Genomic DNA, 12,886 nt, shown 5'->3' on the forward strand with positions numbered 1-12,886 from the left:
TGGTACATGGCCGATACGCGGCGTTGGTTCTGGTTGGGTGGGGTGGTTCTGCTCTGCGTGTTTGTCTGGTTGTTGCATCCGATCCTGACGCCGTTTCTGGTGGCGTTGCTGTTGGCTTATCTGTTCGACCCATTGGTGGATCGGCTGGAAAAGGCCGGCCTGTCTCGAACCTGGGGCGTGGTGGCGGTGTTTGCACTGTTCACCCTGATCTTCACGACCCTGCTGCTGGTGTTGATACCGATGCTCGCCAAGCAGTTGTTTCGTTTGTACGAACTGACGCCGCAGATGCTCGACTGGTTGCAGCACACCGCACTGCCGTGGGCGCAATCGAAATTTGGACTGTCGGATAATTTCTGGAAGTTCGACAAGCTCAAGGCTGCGATCAGTGAGCACATGGGCCAAACCACTGACATTGTCGGTGTTGTGCTGAGTCAGGCAACGGCCTCCGGCCTCGCATTGATTGGCTTGCTGGCGAATCTGGTGCTGATCCCGGTGGTGGTCTTCTATTTGCTGCGGGACTGGGACCTGATGATGGCCAAGATCCGCAACCTGCTGCCCCGTGACCGCGAAGAGCGTGTTATGACCCTGGCGGGTGAATGCCATGAAGTGCTGGGTGCATTCGTGCGCGGGCAGTTGCTGGTGATGGTGGCGCTGGGCGTGATTTACGCGGCGGGCCTGATGTTGATAGGGCTGGAACTGGGGCTGTTGATCGGGTTGATTGCAGGTCTGGCGGCGATCGTGCCGTACATGGGGTTTGTCATCGGGATCGGCGCGGCCTTGATTGCCGGGCTGTTCCAGTTCGGCGGCGATCTGTATCCCATGTTCGGTATCGTCGCGGTGTTCATGGTGGGGCAGGCGCTGGAAGGCATGGTGCTGACGCCATTGTTGGTGGGGGACAAGATCGGTCTGCACCCGGTGGCGGTGATTTTCGCGATTCTGGCAGGGGGCGAGCTGTTTGGTTTTACCGGCGTGCTGCTGGCGCTGCCGGTGGCGGCGGTGATCATGGTGCTGGTGCGGCATGTGCATGATTTGTATAAAGATTCGGGTATGTACAGCGGTGTTGATGAGCCCGAGATTTAAGAGGGCCTGATCAAGCATCGCGGGCAGCCTGGTTCCATGCCAGGCTGACCCGGATCCCTCGTGCGGCGGTCACATGCGCCGCCAAAGAAACTGTCATAAAACCAGGGCGTTAACGCAAACCTTTGATTTTGCTTGTGGTCTGTCGCATTGTGCGACCCGCCTCACGGGTATAAACTTCGCAAACTTTACACAGAGGCCACTAACGGTTCCTTTGGAACTGTTCAGTCAGCATGAAACCGATTCAGCTGCCCCTAGGTGTGCGTCTGCGCGATGACGCTACCTTTATCAATTACTATCCAGGCGCCAATGCCGCTGCACTCGGCTATGTCGAGCGGCTCTGCGAAGCCGACGCCGGCTGGACCGAAAGCCTGATTTATCTCTGGGGCAAGGACGGGGTAGGGCGTACGCACTTGCTGCAGGCGGCCTGTCTGCGCTTCGAGCAACTGGGGGAGCCGGCGGTGTATTTGCCGTTGGCCGAACTGCTTGATCGCGGCATCGCCATCCTCGACAACCTCGAACAGTACGAACTGGTCTGCCTGGATGATTTGCAGGCGGTGGCCGGTCGGGCGGATTGGGAAGAGGCGCTGTTCCATCTGTTCAACCGTCTGCGTGACAGCGGTCGACGCCTGCTGATTGCCGCGTCGACATCCCCGCGTGAGCTGCCGGTGAAGCTGGCGGACCTCAAATCCCGTCTGACGTTGGCCTTGATCTTTCAGATGCGTCCGCTCTCCGACGAAGACAAATTGCGGGCCTTGCAACTGCGCGCATCTCGTCGTGGATTGCACCTGACCGATGAAGTCGGGCATTTTATTTTGACCCGCGGTACGCGCAGCATGAGTGCACTTTTCGAGCTGCTTGAGCGTCTCGATCAGGCTTCCCTTCAAGCTCAGCGCAAGCTGACGATTCCCTTCCTAAAAGAAACCCTGGGCTGGTAACGCCAAGGCCTGTAGCGGGTTCCGGCATATTTCAGGCGCCAGGAAATCCGCTTTCCTACAGGGTTGCAGGCTGCGCGAACGTCTAAAACGGGCTTAAGCGCTTAGATGTAAACGAGAAACCGATAAGTCACATCAAGGTCGATTGAATTTGCAAATGAGGTTGATAGTTGGCATAGTCTCGCCTTCTTTACACCTATCAGCCACGGTCGTGCCCATGCTAAATCGCTTTGCACCCCTCGTGCCCCTCGCACTCGTCACCCTGTTGTTCGGTTGCGCTGCTCACTCTCCAGTGTCCCAGCAAGAGCAACAACAGCAGGTTAAAAATTCTGCTACCGCCCAATCTTCCGCTTATCAGCAAGCTCTTTTTCAGGAAGAAGCAGCCACCGAAAAAGAGCTGGCAGACTTCGCCGACGGCAAGTCGTACCAGCTTCCGGTTCTGGCTGACAGCATCCTCGAACGCGGCATGTCCCTGATCGGTACCCGTTACCGTTTCGGCGGCACCTCCGAAGCTGGCTTTGATTGCAGCGGCTTCATCGGTTACCTGTTTCGTGAAGAAGCCGGCATGAACCTGCCACGTTCCACTCGCGAAATGATCAACGTCGACGCTCCGCTGGTTTCTCGCAGCAAACTGGAGCCGGGCGACTTGTTGTTTTTCGCCACCAATGGCCGTCGCGGCCGTGTCAGTCACGCCGGTATCTACCTTGGTGACAACCAGTTTATCCATTCCAGCAGCCGTAAAAGCGGTGGTGTCCGGATCGATAGCCTGGGCGACAGCTACTGGAGCAAAACCTTCATCGAAGCCAAGCGCGCACTCGCGATGGCACCGACTGCGTCCCCGGCGATCGTCACGGCACGCAAGTAAGCGGACTTTTTGTAAGGTGAACTTAAAGTCTTACTTGAAGTTTGCCGCATAGCCGCTAGAATCCTGATCATTATTGATGGCAAACCGCCTGCGTCCTGCGCAGGCGGTTTTCTTTTCTGCGCCCCCTGCAGAAAAAGCCGCAGCCAGATCAGGATGCTCTGCATATGTCGACGTCGGCCCGCCTCGCAATCATGTTCTTCGCAGCGCTGCTCAGCGCCTGCGCCAGCCGTACACCACCCCCTGCGCCGGTGGTTCGCGCACCCATTGTTTTCGGTTCCTCCCAAGCCTTCTCCCCTGAAGCAGAAGACGTCTTGTTCCGCGCACTCGGCCTGGTGGGCACGCCGTATCGCTGGGGTGGCAACACGCCGGATTCGGGTTTCGATTGCAGCGGACTGATCGGTTATGTCTACCGTGACGTCGCCGGCATTTCTTTGCCGCGTACAACGCGCGAGATGATCAGCATGCAGGCGGCCAGTGTGGGCAAGGAAGGTCTGCAAACCGGTGACCTGATCTTCTTCGCCACCAATGGCGGTTCTCAGGTCAGTCACGCCGGGATCTACGTCGGCGAAGGTCGCTTCGTCCATGCGCCGGCCACCGGCGGCACGGTGAAGCTCGACAGCTTGTCCAAAGCTTACTGGCAGAAAGCCTATCTGAGCGCCAAGCGCGTTTTGCAACCTGAGCACCTGGCGCATAACCCATAGTTCGCGAGGTTGTCATGACCGCCCGCACACTCAATCTCGACGATTCCCTGTATCAATACCTGCTCGACGTTTCCCTGCGCGAAACGCCGTTGCTCAAGCGTTTACGTGACGAAACCCAGGCGCTGCCCATGGCTCGCTGGCAGGTGGCGCCCGAGCAAGGTCAGTTCCTCGCGCTGTTGGTGAAGCTCACCGGCGCCAAGCGTCTGCTGGAAGTGGGCACCTTTACCGGTTACAGCGCCTTGTGCATGGCGGCTGCATTGCCGGATGACGGTTTGCTGATCTGCTGTGACATACCCGGCGACTACAACGCCACCGCGCGCCGTTACTGGCAGGAGGCGGGGCTTGCCGGGCGGATCGATCTGCGTCTGGCGCCCGCGCTGGAAACCCTGGCTCAGCTGGATCAGCAAGCGCCATTCGACCTGATCTTCATCGATGCCGATAAAGCCAACTACCCACGCTATCTGGAGCACGCATTGCGTCTGCTGCGCGTCGGCGGGCTGGCGGTGTTTGATAACACGCTGTGGAGCGGACGGGTGCTTGAGACCAATCCCGAGAGCGAAGACACCCGAGCCATCCAGGCGCTTAATCGCGCCTTGAAGGATGACTCGCGTGTGGATCTGTCGTTGTTGCCGTTGGGTGATGGGTTGACGCTCTGTCGCAAGCGCTAAATGCGGTCCTTGTGGGAGCGAGCCTGCTCGCGAAAAGCGGTGGGTCAGGCAAATTCAATGTCGAATGTGCCGGCCTCATCGCGAGCAGGCTCGCTCCCACAGTTGATGTGTATTGCAGTTATTGAGCCGCCGACACGCGCCACACCTTGTTGCCCACGTCATCCGCCACCAACAAATCACCCTGCTGATCAATCACCACGCCCACCGGCCGGCCCATGGCTTTTTCCTCGTTGTTGAGGAAACCGGTGAGCACATCAATCGGCTGTCCGATCGGTTTCCCTGCGCTGAACGGTACGAAAATCACTTTGTAGCCACTGTGCGGTTTACGGTTCCATGAGCCATGCTGGCCGATGAATGCGCCTTCCTTGAATTGCGCCGGCAGTCTGTTGCCTTCAGCGAACGTCAGGCCCAACGATGCGGTATGCGGGCCGACCGCGTAGTCCGGCGCGATGGCCTTGGCCACCAGGTCGGGGTTTTGCGGTTCGACGCGGATGTCGACGTGCTGGCCGTAATAACTGTAAGGCCAGCCGTAAAACCCGCCGTCCTTCACTGACGTGATGTAGTCCGGCACCAGATCACTGCCGATCTCGTCACGCTCGTTGACCGCCGTCCACAGTGCGCCGCTCCGCGGTTCCCAGGCCAGGCCGTTCGGGTTACGAATCCCCGAGGCGAAGATGCGATGGTTGCCGGTGGCGCGATCCACTTCCCAGATCGCTGCGCGACCTTCTTCCATGTCCATGCCGTTTTCGGCCACGTTGCTGTTGGAGCCCACTGTGACGTACAGCTTGCTGCCGTCCTTGCTGGCGATGACGTTTTTGGTCCAGTGGTGATTCAGCGTTCCGCCCGGCAGGTCGATCACCTTCATCGGTTGTGACTTGATCGCCGTCTCGCCGTTTTCATAGTGGAAGCGCAGCAGGCGGTCCGTGTCGGCGACGTACAGGTCATTGCCGACCAAGGTCATGCCGAAGGGTGAGTTGAGGTTTTCCAGGAACACCGTGCGGGTTTCGGCGATGCCGTCGTGGTCCTTGTCCCGCAGCAGCGTGATGCGGTTCGGGCTCGGTACGCCGGCACCGGCGCGGCCCATGACTTTGCCCATGACCCAGCCGCGAATGCCTTTGCCGTCATCGGGTTTGGGTGGTGCGTTGGTTTCGGCGACCAGCACGTCGCCGTTGGGCAGCACGTAGAGCCAACGCGGGTGATCGAGACCTTCGGCAAAAGCCGCCACCTGAGTCCCTGTCGCGGCGATCGGTTTCGCGCCGTCCGGCCAGCCGATCGCCGGGGCGATGTTCACTGTCGGGATCAGGGTTTTGTTCGGTTCTGGCAGCTTGGGTGACGGGCCGTAGCCGTCGGTGACTTGCAGCCTGGCGGTTTCACCACAGGCGGCAAGTCCTCCGGCGAGCGCGATGACGAGGACGAGCTGGGGCTTGCGCATGCTGATCTTCCCTATGAATGCATTGACCTGATCAATAGAGAAGCGCAGATGCGCGATGGTTCAACCGCTCAGCCGCGGGCTTCCTTGAACAGCACGGCAATGCCGGGGTGATAGTTGCCGGCTTCGTTGCGCAACTTGCGATAGGCATAGGGGAAGTACCAGGCGACCGCGCAGGTGTGTTCCTTTTGCAGGTCGTCGACCATGTCCTGGAGTTCTTCCGGGGTGGCGCTTTGTTGGGCTTTTTGCGGGGCGACGAACAGGCAACCGAGTTTCAGGTCGCTGGCGTAGCTGATGCGCTTGGCGTCGCAGGTAATGTCCTGCAAGGCTTGGGTCAGGTTCAGGCTGTTGACGCGGGGCCAGCGCTGGGTCGCCTGAACGTAAGCGCGTTCTTCGCTGGCCGCGATAAACAGGTCGGCGCGGCCATTGCGTTCGCCTTCTTCGGTCTGCTTACGGGTCGGTGTTTGTTGCAGCGTGACCATTTCCGCCATCCAGGCCGCGGCGGAAAGCAGGCTCAGGTTGGCTTTTTCGTCGAACCAGTAAGGCGTGTCGTTATCGCCGCGCACGGCGTTGTAGCGGTCGATACAGTCAAACCAGCGTTCCAGCACCGGGCGCAGGAATTCCAGCTTCGGATTGCTGATGATCATGCCTTGCATGTGGCTCACCCTTGTTATTGTGTTGTGAGGCTGTGGCTCTTTGATATCACTGCGGGGAGTGTGGCACAAGATTGGCGTCAGATAATTGATCGACGGCAGTTAATCGCTCGCAGGCCGCCCGTCTTCAATTGACGCTCCATCCCCAACCCTCTAACCTTCGCGGCTTGTTTCAGGTGCTCTGTGACCTTGGTCGACAGAGTGAAACAGGGAAGCCGGTGAGTGATTCTCTTCAAGCGACGAAGAGCCATGATCCCGGCGCTGCCCCCGCAACGGTAAATGAGTGAAAGCTGCGCCTTGAGCCACTGTGTCGTATGACATGGGAAGGCGCGCAGTCAGGCCAACGCCGCTCATGAGCCCGGAGACCGGCCTGATCCATCCAGCGGCATCACGGTGGGCGATGCCAGGCTTTTTGCCGTCTATTCTTGTGCCTGCCCGCCGTTATCCAGCCTCAACGGAGAGCTCCCCCATGACTGATACCCCCGATCGTGACGAACGTCATCTGGCGCGCATGCTGCGCAAAAAAGCCGTGATCGACGAACGCATCGCCAATTCCCCGAATGAATGTGGCCTGCTGCTGGTGCTGACCGGCAACGGCAAAGGCAAAAGCAGCTCGGCCTTCGGCATGCTCGCCCGGTCCATGGGCCATGGCATGCAGTGTGGCGTGGTGCAGTTCATCAAGGGGCGCAGCAGCACCGGCGAAGAACTGTTCTTCCGGCGCTTCCCGGAACAGGTGCGTTTTCATGTGATGGGCGAGGGCTTCACCTGGGAAACCCAGGATCGCCAGCGTGACATCGCCGCCGCTGAAGCCGCGTGGGCGGTGTCGCGCGAATTGCTGCGTGATCCGTCGATCGGCCTGGTGGTGCTGGATGAATTGAACATCGCGCTCAAGCACGGTTATCTGGATCTCGATCAAGTGCTCAGCGACTTGCAGGCCCGTCCGCCGATGCAGCATGTGGTGGTGACCGGTCGCGGCGCCAAGCCGGAGATGATCGAACTGGCCGACACCGTCACCGAAATGGGCGTGATCAAGCATGCGTTCCAGGCCGGGATCAAAGCGCAAAAAGGCGTTGAGTTGTGAGCTGCACTTTATGAATAGCCATCGTCAATGCCCGGCGGTACTGATTGCCGCGCCGGCCTCCGGTCAGGGCAAGACCACCGTCACCGCTGCGCTGGCCCGTTTGCATCGCAATCAGGGACGCAAAGTGCGCGTGTTCAAATGCGGCCCGGACTTCCTCGATCCGATGATTCTCGAGCGCGCCAGCGGTGCGCCGGTGTATCAACTGGACATGTGGATGGTCGGCGAACAGGAAAGTCGTCGCCTGTTGTGGGAAGCCGCTGGCGAAGCCGATCTGATCCTCATCGAAGGTGTCATGGGGTTGTTCGACGGTACGCCGTCCAGCGCTGATCTGGCGCGGCATTTCGGTGTGCCGGTGCTCGGCGTGATCGACGGCACCGCCATGGCCCAGACCTTTGGCGCACTGGCGTTGGGGCTGGCGCGCTATCAGCCGGACTTGCCGTTTGCCGGAGTGTTGGCCAACCGCGTCGGTACCCTGCGTCACGCGCAATTACTGGAAGGCAGCCTCACTGAAGGCTTGCGCTGGTACGGCGCCTTGTCCCGGGAAACCGGGATCGAATTGCCGAGTCGGCATCTCGGGCTGGTTCAGGCCAGTGAGTTGAACGATCTTGATCTGCGCCTCGATGCGGCGGCCGATGCGCTGGCCAGCAGTTGCGAGGTCGCGCTGCCACCGGCGGTGGAATTCGCCGCCCCCGATGTGATCGCTACAGAACCGTTGCTGGCCGGTGTGCGGATTGCCGTGGCCCGTGACGAGGCGTTTGCCTTCACCTACGGTGCCAGCCTGGATTTGCTGCGAGCCATGGGCGCCGAATTGTCGTTTTTCTCGCCGATCCGTGACACGCAATTGCCGCCGGCAGACAGCCTCTATCTGCCAGGCGGTTATCCCGAATTGCACCATGTGGCGCTGTCGCAAAACACTCTGATGCTGGACGCTATTCGCGCTCACCATGCGGGCGGCAAGCCGTTGTTGGCCGAGTGCGGCGGCATGCTGTATCTGCTTGATTCGTTGACCGATGTCGAGGGTACTCGTGCTGAACTGGTCGGCTTGCTGGCGGGGGACGCGGTGATGCAAAAGCGTCTGGCCGCGTTGGCGTTGCAGGCGGTCGAGTTGCCGGAAGGTTCGTTGCGCGGGCACACCTATCACCATTCGCTGACCAGTACCGAGCTTGAGCCGATTGCCCGTGGCCTGAGCCCGAACGGTGGGCGAGGGGCAGAGGCGGTTTATCGTGAAGGGCGGATGACCGCCTCTTATGTGCACTTTTATTTCCCGTCCAATCCCGCCGCTGTAGCCGCATTATTTGCGCCTGACCTTGAGGCCGCCATCGCGAGCAGGCTCACTCCCACAGAGGACTGCGTTTCTTCAGGCAGCACACCTTCCAATGTGGGAGCGAGCCTGCTCGCGAAGAGGCCATGACTGACAACGCATTCAGTCAGGCCGAACGCGAAGCGGTTTATCGGGCAATTGCCGAACGCCGCGACATGCGTCATTTCAGCGGTGGCACCGTCGAGCCCGAGTTACTGCGGCGCCTGCTCGAAGCCGCGCATCAGGCACCGAGTGTCGGCCTGATGCAGCCCTGGCGGTTCATCCGCATCAGTGATCGAGTGCTGCGCGGCAAGATCCAGTTACTGGTGGAAGAAGAACGCATCCGCACCGCCGAAGCCCTCGGCGAGCGCACCGACGAATTCATGAAGCTCAAGGTCGAAGGCATCAACGATTGCGCCGAGGTGCTGGTCGCCGCGCTGATGGACGATCGCGAGCGCCACATTTTCGGCCGTCGCACGATGCCGGAAATGGACATGGCTTCGCTGTCCTGCGCGATTCAGAACCTCTGGCTGGCCTCCCGCGCTGAAGGATTGGGCATGGGCTGGGTCTCGCTGTTCGAGCCGCAAGCGCTGGCGGATCTGCTGGGTATGCCGGCCGGTGCCAAGCCGTTGGCCGTTCTTTGTCTAGGCCCGGTCAAGGAATTCTATCCGGCGCCGATGCTGGTACTCGAAGGCTGGGCGCAGGCGCGACCTCTCAGTGAGTTGCTGTATGAAAATTATTGGGGAGTGAGTCAATGAGTGTGGCGTTGCTGAGTGTCGCCGCGGTTGCGCTGGATGCGCTGCTGGGTGAACCCAAACGCTGGCATCCGCTGGTGGCGTTCGGCCGTTTTGCCGACCGCATCGAGCAACGTTTCAATGGCGGCGGTGGCCGCGGCTGGCGCAGCCATGGCGTGACCGCCTGGGTGATCGCGGTGTTGCCGCTGACCCTGCTGGCCACGGCGTTTTCCTGGGCGCCCTACGTCGGCTGGATCGTCGAAATTCTGGTGCTCTATTGCGCCCTCGGCATGCGCAGCCTTGGTGAGCACGTGACGCCTGTGGCCAAGGCGTTGCGCAGCGATGATCTGGACGAGGCGCGCAAACGGGTCAGTTATCTGGTCAGCCGCCAGACCAGCGAACTGGATAAAACCGAAGTCGCCCGCGCCGCTACCGAATCCGTATTGGAGAACGGCAGCGACGCGGTATTCGCTGCGCTGTTCTGGTTTGCCGTGGCCGGTGCGCCCGGTGTAGTGCTCTACCGTTTGAGCAACACGCTGGATGCGATGTGGGGTTACCGCAATGAACGCTTCGAGCGTTTCGGCTGGGCCGCGGCAAAGATCGACGACATCCTCAACTATATTCCTGCACGCTTGGTGGCATTGACCTACGCGCTGCTGGGCAAAACCCGCCTGGCGCTTAAATGCTGGCGAATCCAAGGCCCGACCTGGGACAGCCCGAATGCCGGTCCGGTGATGGCGGCAGGTGCCGGCGCGCTCGGTGTCGAGTTGGGCGGGGCGGCGATTTATCACGGTGAACTGCATCAGCGTCCGCCATTGGGCGAAGGCGTGCCGGCGGACGCCGACTCCATCGACCGCGGCTGGCAATTGGTCCAGCGCGGGGTATGGTTATGGTTGCTGATCCTCTGCGTGGGGGCTGAATTTTATGCTTGAGCACGGTGGTCGGTTACGCAAGGCGGCGCTCGAATACGGCATCGCCGAAGCCGATTGGCTCGACCTGTCCAGCGGCCTCGCGCCCTGGCCATTTGCGGTCCCGCAGATTCCGTTGCGGGCCTGGGCGCGGTTGCCGGAAACCGATGACGGTCTGGAGCAGGCGGCTTGTGATTATTACGGCGCGGCTCAGGTGCTGCCGGTGGCCGGCTCGCAAATGGCGATCCAGTTGCTGCCGCGTTTGCGCCGGGCCGGCAAGGTCGGCGTGCTCTCGCCGTGTTACGCCGAACACGCCGAAGCGTGGCGCCGTAATGGTTACATCGTGCGTGAGGTGCTGGAACAGGAAGTCGACTTCTATCTCGACAGCCTCGACGTGCTGGTGGTGGTCAACCCGAACAATCCTACCGGCCTGAGCCTGACACCCAGTCGGCTGCTCGACTGGCACTCGCGGCTGGCCCAGCGTGGTGGCTGGCTGGTGGTGGACGAGGCGTTCATGGACAACACACCGCAGCTGAGCCTGGCACCTTTTGCCAATCAGGTCGGGTTGATCGTGCTGCGTTCCTTCGGCAAATTTTTCGGCCTGGCCGGTGTGCGTCTGGGTTTCGTGCTGGCTGAGCGCAAGTTGCTCAAATTGCTCGCCGAGCAAGTGGGACCGTGGGCGGTCAGCGGGCCGACGCGGGTGCTGGGGCAGGCCTGTCTGCTGGATACCGAAGGGCATGCCCGGCAGCGGGTTCGCTCTGAAGAAGCCAGCGAGCGTCTGGCGCTGCTGCTTGAACAGCACGGCTTCAAACCTCAGGGCGGCTGCGCCTTGTTTCAATGGCTGATCACCGACCGCGCTGAAGCACTGCATGAGTTCATGGCTCGGCGCGGCATTCTCCTGCGGTTGTTCACGAACAACAGCAGCCTGCGTTTCGGCTTGCCCGCCGATGAAGCCGACTGGACACGTCTCGCGCATGCGTTCGAAGCCTACGCCAAGGAAACCCAATGACTACGTTGATGGTGCAAGGCACCACTTCCGACGCCGGTAAAAGCACGCTGGTGACGGCGTTGTGCCGCTGGGTCACGCGTCAGGGCGTCAGCGTCGTACCGTTCAAACCACAGAACATGGCGCTCAACAGTGCCGTGACCGCCGACGGTGGCGAGATCGGTCGTGCGCAAGCGGTGCAGGCTCAGGCCGCCAATCTTGAGCCGCACACCGACATGAACCCGGTGCTGCTCAAACCCAACAGCGACACCGGCGCTCAAGTGATCATCCATGGTCGTGCGGTCACGACGATGAACGCGGTCGCGTATCACGACTACAAAGCCATCGCCATGCAAGCAGTGCTGGCCTCTCATGAGCGGTTGAGCGCGACTTATCCAGTGGTCATGGTCGAAGGCGCGGGTTCGCCGGCCGAGATCAATCTGCGCGCCGGCGACATCGCCAACATGGGTTTTGCCGAAGCGGTGGATTGTCCGGTGGTGTTGATCGCCGACATCAATCGCGGCGGCGTTTTCGCGCATCTGGTGGGCACACTGGAACTGCTGTCGCCCAGTGAGCAGGCGCGAGTCAAAGGCTTCATCATCAACCGGTTCCGCGGCGATATCGCTTTGCTGCAACCGGGTCTCGACTGGCTGGAAGCGCGCACCGGCAAACCGGTGATCGGCGTTCTGCCTTACGTGATGGACCTGCACCTGGAAGCCGAGGACGGCATCGACCAGCGTCAGACCGACAAGGTCGACCAGGTCCTGAAAGTGCTGGTGCCGGTGCTGCCGCGCATCAGCAACCATACCGATTTCGATCCGCTGCGCCTGCATCCGCAGGTGGATCTGCAATTTGTCGGCCCCGGTCAGACGATTCCACCGGCCGACCTGATTATTCTCCCCGGTTCGAAAAGCGTGCGCAGCGACCTCGCGTATCTGCGGGCCAATGGCTGGGACACCGCGATCAGTCGTCATCTGCGTTATGGCGGCAAAGTGCTGGGGATTTGCGGCGGTCTGCAAATGCTCGGCGAGCAGGTCCACGACCCGCTGGGCCTTGAGGGCGCATCGGGTTCCAGCGCCGGTTTGGGCTTGTTGGCCTTCGAAACCCGGCTCGAAGAAGAGAAGCAATTGCGCAATGTGCGCGGGCGTCTGGCGCTCGAAGACGCGCCGGTCAGCGGCTATGAAATTCATGCCGGGGTGACCACCGGGCCGGCGTTGGAAAACGCCGCGGTGCAGCTGGACGACGGTCGTTGCGACGGTGCGCAAAGCGTGGACGGGCAGATTTTCGGCACCTATCTGCATGGCCTGTTTGAATCGCCGGCGGCGTGCAGTGCGCTGTTGCGCTGGGCAGGTTTGCAGGCGGTGCAGGACGTGGATTATCACGCGTTGCGTGAGCGCGATATCGAGCGGCTGGCGGATCTGGTGGAGAAGCATCTGGATACCCGACTGTTGCGTGAGCTCTGCGGGTTTTGAGGGGATCTGAGAATGTCATCGCGGGCAAGCCATGCTCCTACAGGATCAAAAGCTGCTCTTGATTCTGTAGGAGCATGG

At 60.8% G+C, this 12,886-nt stretch carries 13 protein-coding genes and 1 riboswitch; of the genes, 11 read left to right on the top strand and 2 right to left on the bottom strand.

Annotation, left to right across the window (positions count from 1 at the left end; translation table 11 throughout):
- Positions 1–6: 6 nt before the first annotated feature.
- The 5 genes from ACYZUA_RS10880 to ACYZUA_RS10900 all read left to right on the top strand — a co-directional run bounded on the left by ACYZUA_RS10880 (position 7) and on the right by ACYZUA_RS10900 (position 4,246).
- The gene (locus ACYZUA_RS10880) at positions 7–1,080 is read left to right on the top strand and encodes an AI-2E family transporter (protein WP_461963089.1); all 1,074 of its coding nucleotides are present in this window, start codon (positions 7–9) and stop codon (positions 1,078–1,080) included.
- Between the two features lie 230 nt (positions 1,081–1,310).
- Positions 1,311–2,015 carry a DnaA regulatory inactivator Hda gene (gene hda, locus ACYZUA_RS10885; protein ID WP_008148645.1) on the top strand — a complete coding sequence of 235 codons (705 nt, stop codon included), beginning with the start codon at positions 1,311–1,313 and terminating at the stop codon, positions 2,013–2,015.
- 214 nt (positions 2,016–2,229) lie between these two features.
- Positions 2,230–2,877, top strand: a complete 648-nt coding sequence (locus tag ACYZUA_RS10890) for a C40 family peptidase (RefSeq protein ID WP_461963090.1) — start codon at positions 2,230–2,232, stop codon at positions 2,875–2,877.
- Positions 2,878–3,041: 164 nt separating this feature from the next.
- Positions 3,042–3,578, top strand: coding sequence for a C40 family peptidase (locus ACYZUA_RS10895; protein WP_046048021.1), 537 nt, complete (start codon positions 3,042–3,044; stop codon positions 3,576–3,578).
- Between the two features lie 14 nt (positions 3,579–3,592).
- A complete protein-coding gene (locus tag ACYZUA_RS10900; protein WP_461963091.1) occupies positions 3,593–4,246 on the top strand; it encodes an O-methyltransferase in 654 nt (217 codons plus the stop codon).
- 118 nt (positions 4,247–4,364) lie between these two features.
- Here ACYZUA_RS10900 and ACYZUA_RS10905 read toward each other — a convergent pair whose 3' ends face one another.
- Together ACYZUA_RS10905 and ACYZUA_RS10910 are read right to left on the bottom strand one after the other, a co-directional pair.
- Positions 4,365–5,678 (bottom strand): PQQ-dependent sugar dehydrogenase, encoded by a 1,314-nt coding sequence (locus ACYZUA_RS10905; protein WP_461963092.1) that lies wholly within the window; start codon positions 5,676–5,678, stop codon positions 4,365–4,367.
- A gap of 68 nt (positions 5,679–5,746) precedes the next feature.
- Entirely contained in the window at positions 5,747–6,331 is a 585-nt protein-coding gene (locus ACYZUA_RS10910; RefSeq protein ID WP_461963093.1) for a hypothetical protein, read from the bottom strand.
- Positions 6,332–6,485: 154 nt separating this feature from the next.
- A riboswitch (cobalamin riboswitch) is annotated at positions 6,486–6,716 on the top strand.
- Positions 6,717–6,797: 81 nt separating this feature from the next.
- On the opposite strand from ACYZUA_RS10910, the gene cobO reads away from it, so the two are divergent.
- Genes cobO through ACYZUA_RS10940 form a run of 6 tightly spaced genes read left to right on the top strand, consistent with a single transcriptional unit; the run spans position 6,798 to position 12,808 of the window.
- The gene (cobO, locus tag ACYZUA_RS10915; RefSeq protein WP_046048017.1) at positions 6,798–7,409 is read left to right on the top strand and encodes a cob(I)yrinic acid a,c-diamide adenosyltransferase; all 612 of its coding nucleotides are present in this window, start codon (positions 6,798–6,800) and stop codon (positions 7,407–7,409) included.
- A gap of 10 nt (positions 7,410–7,419) precedes the next feature.
- Positions 7,420–8,820 (top strand): cobyrinate a,c-diamide synthase, encoded by a 1,401-nt coding sequence (locus ACYZUA_RS10920; protein WP_461963094.1) that lies wholly within the window; start codon positions 7,420–7,422, stop codon positions 8,818–8,820.
- Positions 8,817–9,467, top strand: a complete 651-nt coding sequence (bluB, locus tag ACYZUA_RS10925; RefSeq protein WP_461963095.1) for a 5,6-dimethylbenzimidazole synthase — start codon at positions 8,817–8,819, stop codon at positions 9,465–9,467. The genes ACYZUA_RS10920 and bluB overlap by 4 nt, the downstream gene beginning before the upstream one ends.
- Entirely contained in the window at positions 9,464–10,375 is a 912-nt protein-coding gene (cbiB, locus tag ACYZUA_RS10930; RefSeq protein ID WP_461963096.1) for an adenosylcobinamide-phosphate synthase CbiB, read from the top strand. The genes bluB and cbiB overlap by 4 nt, the downstream gene beginning before the upstream one ends.
- On the top strand, positions 10,368–11,360 hold the full coding sequence (gene cobD, locus ACYZUA_RS10935) for a threonine-phosphate decarboxylase CobD (protein ID WP_461963097.1): 993 nt from the start codon (positions 10,368–10,370) through the stop codon (positions 11,358–11,360). Before cbiB ends, cobD begins: the two co-directional genes overlap by 8 nt.
- Complete coding sequence (locus ACYZUA_RS10940; protein WP_461963098.1) at positions 11,357–12,808, top strand: cobyric acid synthase; 1,452 nt, start codon at positions 11,357–11,359, stop codon at positions 12,806–12,808. The genes cobD and ACYZUA_RS10940 overlap by 4 nt, the downstream gene beginning before the upstream one ends.
- The last annotated feature ends 78 nt before the right edge of the window (positions 12,809–12,886 follow it).

It is taken from the genome of Pseudomonas sp. LS2P72 (genome assembly GCF_054897865.1).